General features: G+C 54.7%; 17 protein-coding genes, 1 pseudogene and 1 riboswitch. Of the genes and pseudogenes, 1 reads left to right on the top strand and 17 read right to left on the bottom strand.

The window, feature by feature from the left end:
• Positions 1-10: 10 nt before the first annotated feature.
• The 17 genes from SD70_RS11225 to SD70_RS37900 form a co-directional block, all read right to left on the bottom strand.
• Positions 11-439 (bottom strand): chemotaxis protein CheW, encoded by a 429-nt coding sequence (locus tag SD70_RS11225; protein ID WP_041047657.1) that lies wholly within the window; start codon positions 437-439, stop codon positions 11-13.
• Positions 440-662: 223 nt separating this feature from the next.
• A riboswitch (cyclic di-GMP riboswitch) is annotated at positions 663-745 on the bottom strand.
• A gap of 125 nt (positions 746-870) precedes the next feature.
• Complete coding sequence (locus tag SD70_RS11220; RefSeq protein ID WP_052487301.1) at positions 871-3,081, bottom strand: heavy metal translocating P-type ATPase; 2,211 nt, start codon at positions 3,079-3,081, stop codon at positions 871-873.
• Between the two features lie 184 nt (positions 3,082-3,265).
• Positions 3,266-4,123 carry a carbohydrate ABC transporter permease gene (locus SD70_RS11215; RefSeq protein WP_197081000.1) on the bottom strand — a complete coding sequence of 286 codons (858 nt, stop codon included), beginning with the start codon at positions 4,121-4,123 and terminating at the stop codon, positions 3,266-3,268.
• An 8-nt stretch (positions 4,124-4,131) separates the two neighbouring features.
• Entirely contained in the window at positions 4,132-5,010 is an 879-nt protein-coding gene (locus tag SD70_RS11210; RefSeq protein WP_041047655.1) for a carbohydrate ABC transporter permease, read from the bottom strand.
• A gap of 38 nt (positions 5,011-5,048) precedes the next feature.
• Positions 5,049-6,413, bottom strand: coding sequence for an ABC transporter substrate-binding protein (locus SD70_RS11205; protein ID WP_052487300.1), 1,365 nt, complete (start codon positions 6,411-6,413; stop codon positions 5,049-5,051).
• A gap of 38 nt (positions 6,414-6,451) precedes the next feature.
• Positions 6,452-7,426 (bottom strand): sugar phosphate isomerase/epimerase family protein, encoded by a 975-nt coding sequence (locus SD70_RS11200; protein WP_041047654.1) that lies wholly within the window; start codon positions 7,424-7,426, stop codon positions 6,452-6,454.
• Between the two features lie 110 nt (positions 7,427-7,536).
• Entirely contained in the window at positions 7,537-9,561 is a 2,025-nt protein-coding gene (locus tag SD70_RS11195) for a YjhG/YagF family D-xylonate dehydratase (RefSeq protein ID WP_052487299.1), read from the bottom strand.
• A gap of 16 nt (positions 9,562-9,577) precedes the next feature.
• On the bottom strand, positions 9,578-10,360 hold the full coding sequence (locus SD70_RS11190) for an SDR family NAD(P)-dependent oxidoreductase (RefSeq protein WP_041047653.1): 783 nt from the start codon (positions 10,358-10,360) through the stop codon (positions 9,578-9,580).
• An 18-nt stretch (positions 10,361-10,378) separates the two neighbouring features.
• Positions 10,379-11,350, bottom strand: a complete 972-nt coding sequence (locus tag SD70_RS11185; protein ID WP_041047652.1) for a sugar phosphate isomerase/epimerase family protein — start codon at positions 11,348-11,350, stop codon at positions 10,379-10,381.
• A 27-nt stretch (positions 11,351-11,377) separates the two neighbouring features.
• Positions 11,378-12,139, bottom strand: a complete 762-nt coding sequence (locus SD70_RS11180) for an SDR family NAD(P)-dependent oxidoreductase (RefSeq protein WP_041047651.1) — start codon at positions 12,137-12,139, stop codon at positions 11,378-11,380.
• Positions 12,140-12,176: 37 nt separating this feature from the next.
• A complete protein-coding gene (locus tag SD70_RS11175) occupies positions 12,177-12,905 on the bottom strand; it encodes an SDR family NAD(P)-dependent oxidoreductase (protein ID WP_052487298.1) in 729 nt (242 codons plus the stop codon).
• Between the two features lie 903 nt (positions 12,906-13,808).
• Positions 13,809-16,412, bottom strand: a complete 2,604-nt coding sequence (ppsA, locus tag SD70_RS11170) for a phosphoenolpyruvate synthase (RefSeq protein WP_041047650.1) — start codon at positions 16,410-16,412, stop codon at positions 13,809-13,811.
• 464 nt (positions 16,413-16,876) lie between these two features.
• Complete coding sequence (locus SD70_RS11165; protein WP_041047648.1) at positions 16,877-17,578, bottom strand: hypothetical protein; 702 nt, start codon at positions 17,576-17,578, stop codon at positions 16,877-16,879.
• Between the two features lie 501 nt (positions 17,579-18,079).
• Positions 18,080-18,505 (bottom strand): GNAT family N-acetyltransferase, encoded by a 426-nt coding sequence (locus SD70_RS11160; RefSeq protein ID WP_231571156.1) that lies wholly within the window; start codon positions 18,503-18,505, stop codon positions 18,080-18,082.
• A 346-nt stretch (positions 18,506-18,851) separates the two neighbouring features.
• Positions 18,852-19,214: a hypothetical protein gene (locus SD70_RS33175; protein WP_052487297.1), complete on the bottom strand. Its 363-nt coding sequence runs from the start codon at positions 19,212-19,214 to the stop codon at positions 18,852-18,854.
• Positions 19,211-19,504: a hypothetical protein gene (locus tag SD70_RS33170; RefSeq protein ID WP_156157980.1), complete on the bottom strand. Its 294-nt coding sequence runs from the start codon at positions 19,502-19,504 to the stop codon at positions 19,211-19,213. Before SD70_RS33170 ends, SD70_RS33175 begins: the two co-directional genes overlap by 4 nt.
• 124 nt (positions 19,505-19,628) lie before the next feature.
• The gene (locus tag SD70_RS37900) at positions 19,629-19,982 is read right to left on the bottom strand and encodes a hypothetical protein (protein WP_231571155.1); all 354 of its coding nucleotides are present in this window, start codon (positions 19,980-19,982) and stop codon (positions 19,629-19,631) included.
• Here SD70_RS37900 and SD70_RS37895 point away from each other — a divergent pair.
• Positions 19,974-20,201, top strand: a pseudogene (locus SD70_RS37895) (helix-turn-helix transcriptional regulator); the annotation flags it as partial. The gene SD70_RS37900 and the pseudogene SD70_RS37895 overlap by 9 nt on opposite strands.
• Position 20,202: the final 1 nt, after the last annotated feature.

Raw genomic sequence — 20,202 nt, 5'->3', positions numbered from 1 at the left:
GCCGTCACTCCTATTCATGCAGCAGGACCGTGTCCAGCTTCAAAATGCCGACAAGTCCGCCGCCCGTCAGGCCGATGCCGACGAAGAAGTTGCCGTCGATCCCCCCGACTCGGTCCGGCGGAAGCTGAATATCGGAGAAAGTCGTTACTTTATTGACGCGGTCGACGATAATGCCGACGGTATCTTCCTGATGATTAACGACCACAATTCTCGTATTTTTGGAATCCGTCTCCTGGTCGAGGCCGAACAAATGGCGAAGACTGATGACCGGCACGATTTTTCCCCGCAAATTAATGACCCCTTTCACATAGGGCATAACGTTGGGGATGTGCGTAATATCCTGCATCTTGATGATTTCGTGGATATCCTGGATACGAATGGCGTATCGTTCGTTGCCGATGCCAAATTCGATATACTGCTCCTGCTCGGTCACCTGCATATTGCCTTCCTCCTCGGTTCGAATTGGCCCCCGCCGGCATTGTGACGGAGTAAGAAAAGCTTCTTTCGAAGCCTTCTCGACGATGAGCGGCCGCGTTTAGCGGAAGCTTTCCATGCCGTAAAGAATGTTCTTCTGTTCGCTTTATCGCTTCACAGAACTTAAACATTCTGTAACGGTAAAAAAACTGCCCCCGCTTGGCAGGGGCAGCTTCTTCTCATTCCCCCATGGTAACCCGGCTATCTTGGCATCCGCTTTAGACCCGTGGTTTTGCGTCCTTATCTTTCGATAAGTTTGCCTTTATCAATGGATTGCGACTTTCGATTCATTTTTTTCGACATTTTTTGATATTTCTCTACTCAATATTACATGACAAATTGTCGAACATCAAGCTATATTTGGTAATTTTCAGTCTTTTTTGATCATGCATCCCCTCACTTTCGCCACGACGCCCGCTTTAACCGCAACGCATTGGAAACGACCGAAACCGAACTGAACGCCATCGCCGTACCCGCAACCCAAGGCGCGAACCAGCCCATGAAAGCTAAAGGAATCGCCAGCACGTTATAGACAAGGGCAAAGGCCAGGTTTTGCCGAATATTTCGCATCGTTTTCCGGCTGATCACAATCGCATCTGCCACTCGATTCACATCGCTATGAAGCAAATTGATGTCCGCCGCGTCTTTGGCGATTTCCGTCCCCGTTCCGATGGCAATGCCAATGTCGGCCGCCGCCAAAGCGGGTGCATCGTTGATTCCGTCCCCGACCATGGCTACGCGCTCCCCTCTTTGCTGCAGCCTTCGAACCAGCTTTACCTTGTCGTCCGGCAGCATTTCGCTATGCACTTCAGCAATTCCGGCTTTCGACGCGATCACATCCGCTGTACGCCGGTTATCCCCTGTGACCATGATGACTCTGATCCCCATCCTCTTTAGCCTTCTTACGGCTTGGGGGGCTGCCGCTTTGACCGTATCCGCTAAGGCGACGATTCCGGCAAAATTCCCATCAACAGCTGTGAAGAGGACGGTCCTCCCCTCCGCTTCCAGCCGAAGCGCCTGCTCCACGTTCGCTTCGATCGGGACCCCGCACCGATTCAATAGCTTTTTGGAGCCGATGACAATCTCATGGCCGTCTGCCAAAGCCCTCACTCCTTGCCCGGATAACGGCTCGTACTCGTCCGGACTCGGGATTTGGATCCCTCTCTTTTGCGCTTCCTTGACGACTGCTTTCGCGTACGGGTGCTCCGACAAAGCTTCGGCTGCTGCCAATAAACGCAGAAGCTGGCGGTCGCTGCGCCCATGGCCGATCAACTCCGTGACCCGAGGGGTTCCGGTTGTCAATGTGCCTGTCTTATCGAAAAGCACGGCTCCTACCCGCTGAAGCTGTTCCATATGTTTCCCTTCTTTAAACAGGATTCCGGCTTCCGCAGCGCGGCCTGTGCCCACAAGGACGGACGTAGGAGTTGCCAGGCCGAGCGCACAGGGGCAAGCGATCACCAGTACCGCCATCGCCTTGAACAGAGCTCCGCCAACATGGCCCGGCTCCAGCCAGAACATCCATAGGCAAAATGTCGAAACGGCCAAAACAAGCACCACGGGAACAAAAACAGCCGCCATCCGATCCGCGAGCCGTTGAATGTCGGCCTTCGACAGCTGCGCTTCCTCCATCAGGCGTATCATTTTGCCAAGCGCTGTCTGATCGCCCACCGCCGTAGCTTTCACCACCAGCCTTCCGGTTACGTTGCGAATTCCTGCCGCCACCTTGTCGCCGGGGCTTTTCTCGGAAGGCACAGCCTCCCCCGTAAGCAGGGATTCGTCAAGCGCGGAACTTCCTGCGACGACTTGTCCGTCCACCGGAACGGAATCGCCGGGATCTATGACGATGTGATCGCCAATCCGGACGGCATCTGGCGGGACAGAAGTCTCTTTCCCTTCGCGGAGCACCTTGACCGTGCCAACCTGCATCGATCGCAGCCTGCTTATGGCTTGCAGCGTCCTTCGTTTGGCCGATGCCTCCAGCCATTTGCCCAGCAGCACGACCGTAATGATCATGGCGCTTGTCTCGAAATAAACCGCGTGAGGGTTAACAAAGGCGGAGCGAAGGGACCGGATGGCCACAAAATGGCTGTAAAAATAAGCGGCGGTAGTACTTATGGCGACGAGCACATCCATATTGGCCGTTCTGTTTTTCAGAGCTTGCCAGGCGCGAAAATAAAAGTCGCGGCCCAGCACAAATTGGACGGGAGTCGCCAAGAGCCATTGAAACCACGGCTTCAGAAATATTTCAGGCACCCATAGGCCTGAAGTAAACGAATAATGCCGGACCATTGCCCACAATAGGGGGAAGGTTAAAATTGCAGACCAAATGAGCTTCGTTGGCGTTGCCGTTCCGGCCTCAGCATCATTATTCCGTTCCTCCTTTAGTTTGGCGCCATATCCGAGCTGCTCGATCCTCCCGACGATATGCTCTTTCTGTATGGCCGACGGTTCAATAACGATAGCGGCGCTTCCCGTCGCCAAGTTAACGGAAATTTGTTTGACGCCGTGAAGTTTGCCGACGACTTTCTCAATCCGGGCCGAACAAGCGGCACAAGTCATTCCCGTAATATGCAAATTGAGCTGCTCCGTCTCCTCTCCCGAGCTCATCGCGATCACCTCCATACCATGTTTCCGCGTTACTTGAAACTATATGGGACATGGCCCGGGAACATGACCGATCCGCGCTGAAGGAGACGCAAATAGCTCTTTCGGGCCATAGGAGGGCAACGCAGCCAAAAAAACGCACGGGCAGCAACCGTTCGCTGCGCATGCGTTTTTTTGCTGACTCGCCTCAATATTTCGCGCCGCCGTCGGCCAGTCCGCCGATGACGAAGCTTTGCGCGCCGAGGTACAGGATTAAAGCCGGGATGGAGGCAATGACCGACGAGCTCATGAGCAGCCCCCAAATGAACGAATCGGAAAACTTGAAGCTGGCGATGCCGATCATCGCTGTTTGTTGGCTCGGGCTCGTCGTCACGACGAGCGCGTACAGAAACTCGTTCCACGACATCGTGAAGGCGAACGTCGCTACGACGGCGATGCCCGGCGCCGCAATGGGCAGAACGATTTTGCGCAGCGTTTGCAGCCGGGTGCAGCCGTCGATGAGCGCCGCTTCTTCCAGCGCCCGCGGGATCGCTTTGAAGTAGCTCAGCAGCATGTAGCAGCAATACGGCACGATAAAGGTCGGGTAGATGATGAGCAGGCCGAACTTGTTGTCGGCGAAGCCGAGCTTGCTGACGAGCACGTACATCGGGATGAACAGCACCGACGCCGGCATCAGGTAACAAACGATAATGCTTCTCGTCACGAACTTGCGCCCGTGAAACTTGAGCCGCGTCAAGCTGTAGGAACCGAAAATGCTGATCGTCAGCGACAGCAGCGTCGCCAGCGAAGATACCGTCAAGCTGTTTTTGATATTCGTCATAAATTTCGTTTGCGTAAACAGATCGCTGTAATGCTTCGTCGTCACTTGCGCCGGAATGAGGCTGGGCTTCGTATCGTACATTTTGTCGTTGGGGGTGAACGACGTTTTCACCATCCAGTAGAGGGGAACAGCGTCCAGATCAAGCCGACGACGACGATCGCGTAAATCAGCGCATGTTTGCGCACGGCGCGCAAGCGCCTGGCGGATGCCCTCATCTCGAGCCACCACCTCCCTCAGTCGTCTTTTGCCAGCTTGCGCGTCATGATATACATGAGCACGAGCAGGATCGGGATAATCGAGCCGGCGACGCTGAGCGATTTGCCCATATTGTTTTGGAGAAACGCCGTCTCGTACGTGTAGACGGAGATGACCGCCGAATTGTACAAAGGCCCTCCGCCGGTAATGAGAAAAATGTTTTCAAAATCGTTGAACGTCCATATCGACGACAGCATCGTCGTAATGACGATGACCGAGCTGATGGAAGGAATCGTGACCGAGAAAAACTGGCGGATCGGGCCCGCCCCGTCGATTTTCGCCGCTTCGTACAGCTGCCGGTCGATCGTCTGCAGGCCGCCGAGAATGCTGAACAGAAAAAACGGTATGCCGCGCCAAATGTTGACGATAATGACCGATACCAAGGCGATGTTTGGCCCGCTAAGCCAGGCGATCGGCGTCTGAATGAGGCCGATGTCGAGCAGCAGCTGATTGAAGATGCCGTACGTGTCGTTGTACATCCATTTCCATGTCAGCGCCGCGACCAGACCGGATATGGCCCACGGCACGAGGAACAGCACCCGCACGACGGACCTGCCGAAAAAAGGCTGGTTCAATGTCAAGGCGAAAATCATCCCGAAAATGAGCTTGAACACGACGTCAGTAATAAAATAAACGAACGTGTTTTTCAGCACTTTCCAGTAAATCGGATCGGAGAAAATTTCCTTATAGTTGGCGAACCCGATAAAATGGGCGTCGGCGCCTACCGTTTTGTCGGTCAGGCTCAAGTAGAGCGCGCTGACGAAAGGAATGCCGATCACCACGAAAATGACGATGATGATCGGCATGACCGACGCATACCCGAGCGCGAGTTCGCTTCTTCGATTGGATTGCAGCACGTTACCACCAGCCCCAGCGGAACATACGCCTGCTCCGGTTATTTTTTCTCGTACACCTTCTTATAGCCTTGTTCGATCGCGTCCAGCGCCTTTTGCGGATCTACCTTATTCACGACGATGCTTTGCACCGCTTTCGACAAAACGTTCTCACTCACAACCTGCGAAGCGCGCGCGTCCGGAGGGCCGGGGTCGCCGAGCGGAACGATGTTTTTCGACGCCTCGAACCAGCCTTTGTTTTCCGGCCGCTGCCAAAACTCCGTGTTCTCGTAGCCGTTCAGCACCGGCACGGCGAGGCCGTTCAGCTTCTCGATCAGCTTCCCGTAAAAATCTTTGTTGAAGAAATAATCGATATATTTTTTGGCGTTGTCGAGATTTTTGCCTTTGCTGAACATGACGAATACGGTGCCCCCGCCGGAGCCGAACTGCCGCTTCGGCCCGGCCGGCCAAGGAAGGATCAGCGTTTTTTGCAACAGGTCCGGCTTATCGTTGCGCATCGCCGCATAGATGCTGCTGGAGTTGAAGACGATGCCGACTGTGCCCGCCAAGTAAGCGGTGTTGTTCCAGGAATCGTCGCCGGTTACGGCGCTCGCCGGAACGAGCTTTTCCGTGAAAAAGCTGGCGTCCATCTTGATCGCTTCGAGCGCTTCCGGTGTGTTCACCGTCACTTTGCCGTCTTTATCGACGAGATCGGTGCCGTACGTGCGGATGAGGTCGCTGATCCGGCCTTCCGAATCGCCGCCGCCGCCGAGCTGGAAGCCGAGGCCATAGAAATTGTTTTTCGGGTCGTTGATCGCTTGCGCCACTTTTTTGATGTCGTCCCACGTTTTCGGCGGATCCAGCTTCTTCTCTTCCAGCTTGTCTTTGCGCACGTACATGACGTTCGGGTTGTGATAAACCGGAATCTCGTACCAGCCCTCCAAGGCGTAGGCGTACTTCTTGGAGTCTTCGCGGAAGTCGTATTTCTTCAAAATGTCCGATATTTCCACCAGCTGCTTGTTGCCGACGAACTGCTTGGCGACAAAATCGTCGGCGAGCAGCAAATCCGGCGGATTGCCCGCCTCGATGGCGGCGAGCAGCTTCGTCTTCAGGTCCGCCGGCGGGATCGCGACGTATTCCACGTCGACATTGAATTCCTTGGAAAACTGCGCGACTCTCTCCTTCTGCAGCTCGTTGTATTCCTTCACATACTCCGACTTATCCCAGAACACCAGCTTCGTCTTGGCCGCAGCGGCGCCCGAAGCGCCCGCTTTGCCGGCATCGGTCGATGCGGCGGGCGCGCTCGTGGTCGAGCCGGCCGAGCCCGAGGCAGGCGCGTTCGCAGTGCTGCCCCCGCCGGAGCTGCAGCCGGCGGCGGCGAGCGTTAGCGCTGCAATGACCGGAAGCGACAATGCTTTTTTGAACATGGTATCCCTCCATTCGGTTTCGGTTGAACCTGGGGATGTCAAGCTTGAAATGTGCGCAGCGCCTGCCGAATATAAGCCACGCTTGCGTCCAATTGCCCGGTCTCGTACGCCATGATCGACTCCGCCGGCTCGCCCCGCTCGTAAGGGGTGCGCCAGTCGCCGGGCGGCTTCGCATTCGTTTGCACGAACCGCCACAGGCGGGCGAATTGCGCCGCCGAGCGGGGCGGATAGTCCGGCCAATAGTCGTCTGCAAGCGCCCGCACGTGCCTCGCCTCCAGCGCCCCGATTTCCAGCGACATCGTGACGTCCGGACACCGCTCCGCAAACAGCGCTAACAGCGCCGGAATATCGACCGCTCCTTGCCCGAGCGGGCAGCGGACCAAGCGGTAGCCCTCTTCGCTGATATAGAGCGAGTAGTCCTTCAAATGAACGTGCTTGATATAGCCGGCGATTGCCCTGGCGTAATCGCCCGGCTCTTCGGCGGTGGCGAGCGCGCTGCCCGTGTCGAAAACGGCGCCGAAGTACGGAGAATCAATCGTTTCGCACAGCCAGGACAGTTCCTCGGAAGCGAGGTCCTGATGGTTTTCCACGGCGAGGTTGACCCTCATCTGCTCGGCGGCTGCCGCCGCTTCGCTCAGCCCGCGGAGAGCGCTTTCCAAAAACGGCTGCCACTTCCCGGCCAAAGACCGCCTGTCTCCGCCAAGCTTTGCGCCGCCTACGATCGTGCGCAGCGTCGGGACGCCCATTCGCGCCGCCAAATGCAGCGCCTCCGCCAAATGCCCGGGATCGAAGCCCGTCGTCTCCAGGCCGATAAACATGTCGCGCTCGCGCGCGTAACGGGCTACGCCCGCGGCGTCTTCGTCCCGAAGCAGGGAGATCGGGAACTCCACGCCTTCCAGACCGAGAGAGGCCGCCTGGTCGATCAGCTCCTTCGGCTTGATTGCGGAGCGTCCCGACGCCGGGTCGATGCCCATGCTGAAAGTCGTGCCATACACGGAAAGCCCGAGCCGCATCTTGGCATCTCCTTTCCCGCGAATCGCGAATTACTGGCTAGATTAAAGCGGCCGGTACGGGCGGCCGATGCGGGGAAACAGTTTTGTTCATGGCACATGCCCATTCCTCGTCATTCCGCATCCTGTATCGTGTCGTCGGCCATCTTCTCCTCTGCTTGTTTGCGCTGCTCAAGGTACGTTCGTCCGGCGTTCAGCACCTCGATGATCCGGTCCACATCGTAGACGCTGCCGCGCCACGTGCCGCCGCTCGCCGCTTGCAGCGCCGCCCATAACCGGGTATCGTCGGGCAGCTGCGGGTCCGGCGCGAGGTCCGGATGAGGCGCGCGCGAAGCGAGAATGTCCGCTCCCTCCTGCGGGCTGAACCGCTCTTCCCCTTGCCCGATAAAATGGACGCTTCCTTCCAGCCGGTTCAGGTCGATCGTCACCTCGAGCAGGTCGCCGCTGCGCAGCTTGCCGATCGGGCCGCCGGCGAGCGCTTCCGGTCCGACATGGCCGATGCACGCCCCCGTCGATACGCCGGAAAAGCGGGCGTCGGTAATCAGAGTGACGAATTTGCCGAACGGCAAATGCTTGAGTGCCGAAGTGAGCTGATACGTTTCCTCCATGCCCGTGCCGGACGGGCCTCTGCCGATCAGCACCATGATGTCGCCGGCGGCGATCCGTCCGTCTTTGATCGCCTGGATGGCCGATTTTTCCGTCGTGAACACTTTCGCCCGGCCGGTGTGGCGGTACACGCCGTCCGCCCCGACGACGTCCGGATCGATCGCCGTCGATTTGATGACCGAGCCTTCCGGGGCGATGTTGCCTGTCGGGAACGTAACCGTGGACGCTAGCCCCCGGCTCTTCGCCTTGGCCGGACTCATAATGACGTCGTCCGGATCGACGCCGTCCGCTTCCAGCAAATGTTTGCGGATCGCATGCCGGCGCTCCGACGACTCCCACCAGTCGAGAACGGCGGACAGCTTCTCGCCCGCGACCGTTCGCACCGACAAGTCGAGCAGCCCGAGCTTGCGCAGATGGAGCATCACCTCCGGCACGCCGCCGGCCATAAAGACGCGCACCGTCGGATGGTATTCCGGGCCGTTCGGCAGCACGCTGACGAGGCGGGGGACGCTTTTGTTGATTCTGATCCAATCGCCGACGTCGGGGATGCGGCACCCGGCCGCGTGCGCCATCGCCGGAATGTGAAGCAGCAAGTTGGTCGAGCCGCCGAACGCGGCGTGCACCGCCATCGCATTTTCAACGGCCGCGTCCGTCAAAATGTCTCCCATCCGGATGCCGCCGGCTATCATGGAATACATCGCGCGCGCCGACTGGCGGGCGATATTCCGCCACAGCGCCTGCCCTGACGGCGCCAGTGCGGCATGCGGCAGCGACATGCCGAGCGCCTCTGCCACAACCTGGGCAGTCGCCGCCGTGCCTAGAAACTGGCAGCCGCCGCCCGGCGTCGCGCAGGCGCGGCAGCCCAAATCGGCCGCTTCCTGCAGCGATATTTGCCCTTGCGCGTAGCGGGCTCCGATCGTCTGGATTTTGCCGGCATCCTCGCCGTGCGTCGGCGGCAGCGTCACGCCTCCGGGCACGACGATGCACGGCAAGTCGCGCATCGCCGCCAGCGCGATCATCGTCGCCGGCAGCCCCTTGTCGCACGTCGCGATGCCGATGACGCCGCTGCGCGTCGGCAAAGAGCGGATCAGCCGCCGATACACCATCGCCGCGTCGTTGCGGTACGGCAGCGAATCGAACATGCCCGTCGTTCCTTGCGACCGCCCGTCGCAAGGATCGCTCACGTAGCCGGCGAACGGGATGCCGCCCAGCTCGCTAATTTCCAGCGCCGCCTCTTTCGTCAGCAGCCCGACTTCCCAATGGCCGGTATGGTAGCCGAGGGCGACCGGCGTGCCGTCTTCGGCCCGCAGCCCGCCTTGCGTGCTGAGGATCAGCACCTGCTTCCCCGTCAGCCGCTCCGGCTTCCAGCCCATGCCGACGTTTTGGCTGAGGCCGAACAAATCGCCGCTCGGCGCGTGCAGCAGCATGTCGCTTGTGAGCGGGAGCGAACCTCCCGGACCCGCCGCATGTGTTTGCAGGCGATACGTCGCCGGATCTTCCCGCCCTAAAATATAGTTCAGCGCTTCGCTCATCGTTCACCTCGCGCAGTCATTTCCAGCAGACGATCGTCTCGCCGGACAGCGCGTCGGACTGCGGGCCGCACAGGAACAAGACGATGTTCGACATGTCTTCCGGCTGGGCGACTTTTTGCAGGCGCGACCGGTTGTCCTCGCCTTGCACCGTGCGCGTCGCCAGGAAGCGGGCGGTGTACGTCGGCGCCGGGGAAATGCAGTTGACGTTGACGTCGAACGGCCGCAGCTGCTCGGCCAGGCAGCGCGTGTAATGCGAAATGCCTGTTTTCGCCGCCGCGTAAATGATGCCTTCGCGCACCGGGACATGGCCGGCGACCGAGCCGACGTTGACGATTTTGCCGGAGCGGCGTTCGTGCATATGCAACCCGGCATATTTGCAGGCGTACATCGTCCCGAGCAAGTTGCGGTCCACGACGGCGCGAATGTCTTCCACGGCGATATCCAGCGCGTCGTTCGGATTCGGGCGCGGCGTCCGGAAGCCGATATCCCCGCCGGCGTTGTTCACAAGGATGTCGAGCGAACCGAACGTTTCGACCGCTCGTTCGATGAGCGCCTTTACCTGCTCCGGATCGGCCATATCGGCGGCGATAAAAGCCGACTTCACGCCCAGATCCGCGATTTGCGCCGCCACGGCGCTGCCCGACTCCGCTTCGCCGAACTGCGCCGCCGCCTCCTCGCTCACGTCGTGTATAATCACGTTTGCTCCGGCGCGGGCCAAATCCGTCGCATACTGCTTGCCGAGCCCCCGGCTGGAACCGGTCACAAGCGCGTTCTTCCCGCGCAAATCAATCGCTGTCATGCTCATCACCCCATCAAATTATTGGTACAGCTTCGTCAAATGCGACAAATACGCCAAACCGGCATGCAGCTCTTCCATTTCATAAGCGGCGATTTCGTCCGGGGGCGCGCCTTTTTCGAACGGCGTCCGCCAGTCGCCCTTCGTCCTGGCGTGATCGTCCACGAAGCGCAGCAAGCGGGTGAGCTGCCGCGCGGACCGCTGCGGATATTCCGTCCAGAAGTCTTCCTGCAGCACCCTCACATGTCTCGCTTCCAACGCGCCGTGCTCCACCGACATCGTGACGTCCGGATTCGCCTCGCGGAAAATGCGCAGCAGCTCCGGAAACGGAATGACCCCTTGCCCGAGCGGCTTGCGCACGAGCCGGTACCCTTCCTCCGACCAGTAGATCGCGTATTCTTTCAGATGGACGTTTTTCACGAACGGGGCAACCCGCCGGAAAAAATCGACAGGTTCCTCCGCCGTGGCGAGCGGATTGCCGGTGTCGAGCGTAATGCCGAACTTGGCCGAGCCGATGCTCTCGCACAGCCACAGCAGCTCTTCGGACGCCAAATCCTGATGGTTCTCCACGGCGAGATTCGGCCCGTTCGGATCAGCCGCCTCCATCACCTCCCGCAGTGACTCTAGTATCGATTGCAAAAACGGCTGCCAGCTGCCGGCCATATGCCGCCGGTCGCCGCCGAATTTGGCTCCGCCGACGACCGTCCGCACCGTCAGCGCCCCGACTTTGCCCGCCAGCCGCATCGCTTCTTTCAAGTTCGCCGGCTCGAAGCCGCCTGCGGCGATGTTGACGAACAGCCCTCTCTGCCGCGCAAACTCCGCCACTTCGCCCGGATCGGCGCTTTTGGCGATATCGTAAGGGATTTCCGCTCCTTGCAAACCGTACGACTCGGCCATAGCGAGCAGCCCCGTCGCCGTAATGCGCTCCCGGTTCGCCGCTGGATGGATGCCCATCGCATAGACGGTTCCGTACGCGGTAAGTCCGAATTTCATCGTGACGCACCTCCTGTAAAACGTCGTTTAATCCGCCGTCCAGCCGCCGTCGATAACGATGGCCGACCCGGTCATGAAGCTGGAAAGGTCGGACGCCAAATATACAATCAGGCCGGACAGTTCTTCCGGCTTGCCCCAGCGCCCCACTGGCAAATGGTCGAGGAAAAATCGATTCGCCTCCGGATTATTCATCACGACTTGATTCAGCTCGGTGGCGAACGGGCCCGGACATACGGCGTTGACCGTAATGCCCTGCTGCGCCCATTCGAGCGCCATCACCTTCGTCAGCTGAATGAGCCCGCCCTTGCTGGAGCAATACGCCGCCCGCTCCGGCAGCGCGATCGTGCCTAGCATCGAGGCGATGTTAATAATTCGGCCGAACTGCTGCTTGATCATGTGCGGCACGACCGCTTTGGCGCACAGGAACGGCGCTTTCAGGTTGGTTGTCTGCACCAGGTCCCAGCTCTCTTCATCGTAATCTAAAATCGGCTTGCGGATGTTGATGCCGGCGTTGTTGATCAGAATGTCCAGCCGCCCGAAAGTGCCGACGACGCTTTCCGCCATCGCCTGAATTTGCCCGTAGTCCGTCACGTCGGCGGCGACGCCGAGCGCGCCGCTCCCCGTTTCCGCACGGATCGTTTCCGCCGCCCTCTGCGCTTTGCCCTCGTCGCGGCTCGTTACCGCTACGGCGGCTCCCGCTTTGGCGAGCGCACGCGCGAATTCGAGCCCGAGCCCCTGGCAGCCGCCGGTAATTAACGCTGCTTTCCCGTCCAATCGAAAATCGCTCATAAGCCCAACCCTCCGTTAATGTGCAGCTCCGTACCCGTTACTTGACTCGCTTCGTCGGACAGCAAAACACGGTGCCGTAAGCCATATCCTCCGGCGTCTGCATGCGGCCGCTCGGAATGTGCGATTCGGCCAGCTCCTTCAATTTGTCGGGGCTGAGCCCCCTGCTCTGGTGCAGTTCGATCTCGCCCTCGGAAGCGACCCAGCCCACCGTCACCCAGTTGGAGCGGATATGGTCCCTGGCATAGTGGGCCGCGATATGCCGGTTCAGCGTCAGCATCGCCCCTTTCGAGCACGAGTAGGCAGCGAGATCCTTGCCGCCCTTGTAGCCGTTCGTCGAGCCCATATGTACGATGGAGCCGCCGCCGGTTTTCAGCATCGATTGAATGGCATACATCGCGCAGAAGAAAGCTCCTTTGATGTTCACCGCAAAAATCGAATCGAACAGCTCCTCCGACGTGTCCGTCATCGTCCCTCTCGGGAAAATGCCGGCATTGTTCACGAGGCCGTCAACCCTTCCGAACCGGTTCACGGTTTGTTCGATGAGCTGCTTGCAAGCCGCCTCCCGGCTAATATCTCCTTGCACAAACAGCGCTTCCGTGCCGTAAGCTTCCTCAATGTCCCGGACAACCATCAGGCCGTCCCGCTCGTTTCGCCCGCCGACGACGACGCTCGCCCCTTCGCTGGCGCACATCAGGGCGATCCCTTTGCCGATTCCTTTCGTAGCTCCCGTCACGACGACGACTTTTCCCGCCAGTCTGTTTCCCATGACTCGCACTGCCCTCCTGCAAAGGATTTCATAAATCTCCAAGTAAAGCATCATTACTGAAACAAGCCGTATCGCTTCATTTATATGAAACAATACTGCCCTCTCAGAATGAGAAGATCAGTTCTTTTGCTGTCAAAAAATGTTTCGGCGGCGTTCGCATTCGGCGAGCGAATGACGGCTTGTCTGCATTGAATCTGTTCGAGAAGTTGTAAGATAGCGGAAAGGTATTGGTGCCGGAATACTGAGGGTTGAACGGATGTGCGTTCTGAGAGGCGATCATGTAGAGGTTTGTTGCGGCGAAGATGTGTAATCGTTTTCACAACGATCGTAATTTCATTATAGGACAACGGCATGGCGATGAAAAGGACTCTTTTTGAGCCAGTCCCCGCTGCCGTTCTGCACCGACGGCAAAATGTTCCTCCGCAGTGCGAGGCGCACGCGAGAGGAATATTTTTTAAAGCAATAGTACGTCAGCTGCTTCTGATCCAGACCGTCATTTCGCCCGGCGTCCGGTTGCTCCGGCGAAATAGGGTATGACCTTGACCGCTTCAGTCTCCCGGGCCGGCGGCTGCGGGGCAACCGGCGCTCTGAGGGCTACTCTAATTGCCTTTCAGGCAACTACAACGGAGTTCTGCGCCAAACCGTCTTCGTAGTTGCACCAATAGCAACTAAAGTTGCATTTTTGCTATCTACCGGCCTCGGAGGCTGCTCCCATTGCTTTTCGGGCAACTACAACGTCGGTACATGGGAAAACCGACTCTCTAATTGCTCCAAAAGCAATTGCGCAACCATGTCTCGGCCCATATTTCGGGGCAGCGCATCACCCCCTCCACACTTAATGATTTGAAATTTCCGACCTCAATGCCGTCCATTATGACAAAGGCCCTTACTTGACGAATTCAGCTAATACAATATTTCAATGTACCCTTCTGTTCCATGCACGCGAATTCGTTGCCCGTCCTTGATCAGTTTGGTGGCATTTTCCACCCCGACAACTGCTGGTAAGCCATATTCACGTGCGATAACTGCTCCATGGGTCATCAGTCCACCGACTTCGGTGACCAGGCCTTTTATGGATACAAACAATGGTGTCCAGCTAGGGTCGGTATAGGAAGTGACTAATATATCTCCATCTTCCAGATCGGCATCTTCCATGTTTAAGATGACGCGCGCTCGCCCCTCTATAACTCCGGAAGAAACGGGCAGACCTACAATAGCTTCGGCCGGGAGATTTTCCCGTTTGTACTCACCTGAAATGATTTCACCATCAGACGTGATAACGCGTGGGGGAGTTAGTTTTTCATATAATTTGTACTCGACTATTCGTTTGCTGATGATCTGGTAATCCAGTTTATTTGTGCGTACGACTTCGTGAAGTTCTTCAAAAGTGAGATAGAATATATCTTCTATTTCATGAATTACGCCAGCTTTTACGAGTTGTTCGGCTTCTTTCAGCAAAGCCTGCTTATAAACGAAGTAGCGATTGACCATGCCGTATTTCGGATATTCCCGATAACCGATGAAATTCCGGAGCAGGCTGATCATTCGTTTTGTCTCGTTGGCTTTTTGTTCGCCGTCCGGTAATTGCTTCAATCGATCTAATAACTCTTGTTCTTTTTTCAAAGCCTCCTGTCGCCCTTGCTCAAATTTCCGACTGCTGGCGTTAGGCTCAAAGTTTTTGATGTTACCCAGAATCATGGGGACAAGAGTAATTGGTTTTTCGCTCCATCGAGTTCTAGTAATATCGATTTCTCCGGCACATCGCATTCCGTATTTGTTGAGATAAGCATAGATAGCGTCTTGGGTTTCCTGTCCACCATCAAACTTAACCAGGTCATCCAAAAAGTTATCATCTTTTACGTGTTGTAAATATTCAATTACTTCCGGATAAGGGCGAATCGCATCCGCGACATCCAATAGCGCTAGACCCATTTCCGAAGTAATATTGTTAGGTACTGATTGAGAAAGCGTATCGGCTACGTTCTTTTCACCTAACCACATCTCCATTTTTTCATTGATCCACGCTGAAGCGTTTATGGCAGCCATAAACACAGTTGAACTTTGCGGATCAAATAAAATCTTCTTTAGTTCCTGCAGATCTTCCAGAATAAAGTCAAATAAATCGGATCCTGATTTCGTTTGGATGTTTTGTTTTAACTCTTCTATCGATGTTTGACTACGCTGAATCAAATCGGAAACGATTGACGGGTCGTTGTCAATTTGTGCCGGCATATCCGTATTGCTTCTGCCGGGACTCGGTGCTTTTATATCATTTGGTAACGATTTTATAAAATCTCCTCGCTCTATGATGGTCATCAGTGCGTCTTTCATGAGCGGATCGTGTTGTCCCATGGCATTTAATAAAATTTCTCTGCTGTCAGGCGAAGCCAGACGATGGGTGACATCAACAAACAACCTTCCACCGGCTTTACGCATGGGTGCAGGAGTAATTAACAGAAAAAAAGACAATCCCAGCGGTTTCATGGGATCAGTCATCATTTGTTGATGACCGACAGATACATAGACGCGATTTTCTTGATCGTTCGCTTCAGGGATCGGGTATAAAGTAGTGATTGGCCGACTCTGGACAATATAAAAAGTATCGTCGGCCAAACACCATTCGATATCTTGTGGCTGGCCGAAATAAGCTTCGATCTGTCTTCCGATGCGCGCCAGTTGTAAAATTTTCTCGTCCGTAAGCGTTTGAGTCTTTTGCCGTTCAGGATCGATCAGCTGTGTCTCTGTTCCGCTTCCTTTTCGTCCATAGATAGCCAATTTTTTGGTTGCTATCCGCTTATCGACGATTTGCCCATCGCGAACTTTATAACAATCGGCAGATACCAAGCCGGAAACCAGTGCTTCGCCAAGTCCAAAACCGGCATCGATGGATAGCAACTTTCGGTTAGAGGTAATAGGATCGGCGGTAAATAAAATCCCCGAAGCCTGCGGGAAAACCATCCTTTGAACGATAACGGCTAAATAAACTTGTCTGTGGTCAAATCCATTTTGCATACGGTAGATTACCGCACGATCCGTAAATAGGGAAGCCCAACATTTGCTGATATGCTGCAAGATCGCTTCTTTACCGATGATATTTAAATAGGTGTCTTGTTGACCGGCAAAAGAGGCATGTGGTAAATCTTCGGCAGTAGCACTGGAACGCACTGCATAAGCATGTTCCTCGCCAAACCGGGAGAGATAGTGAGTTACTGCTTTCACGACATCGGAAGGAATTTCTACATCCATAATGGTTTTTCGAATCTTCCTGCTGATTTCACCAATTTGATCTCGATCTTCTACTTTTAGCATGGACAGTTGATCCAACAAAGCATGATACGATTCGTTATGTTCGATGGCTTTTTGATATCCCGCTGTTGTCACGCAAAATCCTTCCGGCACTTGTATTCCTTGAATTTTTGATAATTCCCCTAAATGTAACCCTTTTCCGCCAACGAGCAAAAGCTGCGTTTTTTCCATTTCCTGTAAATCGAGAACCAAAGAACTCATCAATATCTCTCCTCACCAATCAATTTAGAAAAAACATTTGACAAGAGCTTACCGGAATGGTACACTTAAAGTGTAAGATGAGATAACTATGACATTTCGACAATATGCAGTCGTAATCCGATTATATCATCGTGTCTGTTTATGTGCAATATTAAAGAACCTGGTAAAACTGTCCAGGTTCTTTTTTGATTTCCCGCTACCATTAGTCACATCAAAAAACATGGTTCGAGCCGACCCCGTCACTGCATAGCCACCTGGTTACCTGATCTTAAACTCCTTCGCGATCTCCGCTGGGTACGTTCTCCTTGTTAGTGATCCAGGTCGAAATGGCTGCGGATCAAAACAGGCGTGGTTATGGACTGAAATCAGCTTGCGTTTTTAAGCGAAGCTCATAAAAGCGATGGTCGCATGATTTTACCTTTACAAGCTCGCCAGTCGGTGCTCCGTCGATGCGTTGATAATAATTAAGATCTGCGTATCCTTCGCAAAACGGTGATACCCAGAGAGATGTTCCAGAACTGTAAAAGGAACACAAGTATCCCGAAGATCAAGAAACCAGGGATAAAATCGTCGATGAGATACTGTGCGATACATAAGACAAAAGTCAAAATACCTACAATCAAACCTGCCCAAGTCAGCCACCCGGGGTATTCATCATGCCTGATTGCCCACGCCAACAAAACAACCGAAAGAGCCCAAACCATGCTGATCGAGACAAGCGCAGGACCATGAAGGGCAATGAAAATGGTACCTGCGGAATGCTCTATCACAGACTGATCCGCAAAGGAGGCATGCTCCCAACTGTGGGCAAGTGTCTCACCGGCGTGACCGTCGATGGAGAATTCCACGATGTGCACGGCTGCCCCCAAAACGATAATAGCGACACTCAACCATCCAATGATTTTGGCGTTCCGATTCTGAAGCGTGCTTGAGAACGAGACGAAACCGATTACAGTAATCATGACGCCGACTACATCGCCCATGTGTACTCCTTTATAAAACGAATGTCCTGAAATGAACTGCATGGCGGCATGTGCATCTCCAGCCGGGAGGTCGCCGTGCAGGCCCCTAAAAATCAGGACAAACAGGCTTCCGAGCATTAAACAAAAAGCGGCCATGCGATGAAATTTCCAGTCTTGTCTTTGTTGATGAACGGAATTTTTCATTGGTATTCCTCCTTTAATTTGCTTTCGATCTTTATCATAAATCCCGCTTCTAAACCTTCTCTAAATCAAATCTAAAAAAAGAGTAAATTGTAATATCAAAAAAGAAAAACCCTGAAAAATCAAGATTATCTTGAATTTCAGGGTTTTACTGTTACGCATTAAGCCGGTATCCGACGCCCCGGATACTTTTGCACTCCGTTTATTACGATCATCACATCGGATTTCAATTCGATTTGCTTATAACTCATTTATAGCAAAGTTTGTGATAGCTTCTACTGCTTCCAGCTTGCACTGTGGCTTGAGAAGGCTCGTGCACCATAAACAAATTTCCGTTCCGATCGGTAAACCGGTAAAACCGAGATATTATTCTCTTCCCATTTGCTTTTTTCGTTATTTAACAAATCTGCCCGAAGCGGAACGGTCCTGCAGCAATGAAAATCAGCGATGGATCGGTTCCAGCGCCGCGCTATCGTCTTTCGATAGTTGAATTCCCGGTGCAAATCAAAGTGGCAATACGGTGATTAACTCGTCTCCAATGAATTCGCCGTTATCGCGGAATCCGAAGCTTTCATAAAGCTTTTTGGCGGGCAAGTTATCTGCTTTATAAGAAATCCAGCAGTAATGTGCAGGCCCGGCCGGAAAAGTGCGGATAAATTCCAAGATTTTTTTCATGGCTTCCCGACCGTAGCCCCGGTTCTGGTGGTGCTTGTCAATCATCAGCCGCACGATGCAATAGCTGTCGTGTGCGATTGACGGGAGGTCGTATCCGGTGATTCCATAAGTCAACATAACTAAACCGACCGGCTGCCCATCCGAGTAAATGGCAAACGGATAAGGATGTCCTCCATTGGTTGCAAGGACATAGCACGAAGCCACGCTTGACAGATTGGACGCAACGAAGCGCCGTTGTTCTTCCGATACTTCCAAGTTAAATATGGCGCGTCGGTTTTCCAGCGTTATTTTTTCTGAGCGTGATTATGCAGGTCATCTCCCTTCATCCCTTATCGATTTGCGCCGCGGTCGCATAAATAACATACAATTTATTCAAAAAAAGGAATAGACTTATGTTCAATTTTTTTATAGACTATTATGTATCCATGACTTTTTTAGGGGTATCATTTTTTTGCACCGGCACTTAATTGTGCCGGTTTTATATTTTCGTTAGCGTAATCAGCACTAAAGCATAACGCGGCTGTCGGTTTTTGCCGGCGGCCGCGTTTTAGTTGATTATCGAGCTAATCGTTATAAATCTTTAAAGACAGCATTCTCATCATCATCGGGGAGCGTTCGCGTAAGCCATTTTGAATTCGCTCGTGATCTCATTTCCGCCGGCATCCCGCCATGCGGCGACTTCTTTCTGAAAACCGGCCAAATCGACGCGTCCGAGCATATAGTTGTAAGTGGCGTTCGTAATGATCGGGGCCAGAGCGGCCCCTTTCGCATCGAAGGTGAGGGACGATAGCCCTACGGTCGGGTCGCGGATCAGCATCGTTTCGTTGTCCGCAATCAGCTTGTCGGCCAGCGTCACGATGCGGTCTTGCTCCTTGTCGCTCAGCTTCAGCAAATTCGGATTGCTCAGATTGGCGATAAGAAGCGAGTACAAAGGAAGAACGTCTTTGTTGCGCGAGTCGCTCACGCCGGATTCAGCACGACTTTGCCGTCCCGCAGCGTATAGTTTTTGTCCGGGACGCCGAACTTCAGAAAATTGCTCGCATCCGCCTCCAGCGTCCGATCGAAATATTGCAAAATGGTCCGCAAGTCGCACTCGGATTTGACCGCTTTTTTGGAAAACAGGAACACCGAGCTGTAGTCGGGAATCGACCATATGCCGTACCCTTTCGGCCCTCTTATCCGATTGGCGAGCGTCAGCTCGGCATTCGCGTTGATTTTCTTCATTTCATCCTGCAGCCGCGTCACGTCGTCCATCGCCCCGACCATCGCTGTATTTGTTTGCTGGTGAGGGGAAAGTCGGAATTGACAAGCCCTTCGTCCAACAGCTTTTTCATAAAATTCATCGTGTCGACGTATTCCGGCGTCATAAATTCGGGCGTCAGCTTGCCGTTTTCCAGGCGCCAATTGTTGGGCGTTCCGAAGTACGAGCTGAACGTTTTGAACGCGCCGAAAGTAAGGTCGTTGCGGTCGGCGAGTCCGATCGTATCGTGCTTGCCGTTGCCGTCCGGATCGTTTTTCGTGAGCTCGTCGTCATGCAGGAAACAGGCATTCCGCTCAGCCGCGTGCAGCCGGACGCGGCTCCCTGTACGAGGAACTGCACGCGATCCAGATCGCCGCCGAAATCGAGGAATGGTTCTGGAGCCGGCTGCTGCTGCCGCTCATCGGCATTTTCCGCGACCGCCACAATTCCCAGTACCGCAACATATCCGAGCAGGTCGTCGACATGATTCACAAATATTACGATACCGATCTGACGATCGAGGCTTGCGCGGCCGCGCTGCACTATAACTCCAATTATGTCAGCGGCGTGTTCCGAAAAGAAACGAATACGACGTTCAGCGACTACTTGCTCGCATACCGGCTTCATATCGCCAAAAAATGGTTGGCGGAAACCGATATGACGATCAAAGATATGTCCGAGCGGCTGCGGTATATGAATCCGCAAAATTTTA

The organism is Gordoniibacillus kamchatkensis (genome assembly GCF_000829455.1).
GTDB lineage: Bacteria > Bacillota > Bacilli > Paenibacillales > NBRC-103111 > Gordoniibacillus > Gordoniibacillus kamchatkensis.
The sequence above is the reverse complement of the archived record's forward strand: the minus strand, read 5'-3'. Positions and strand labels throughout refer to the sequence as shown.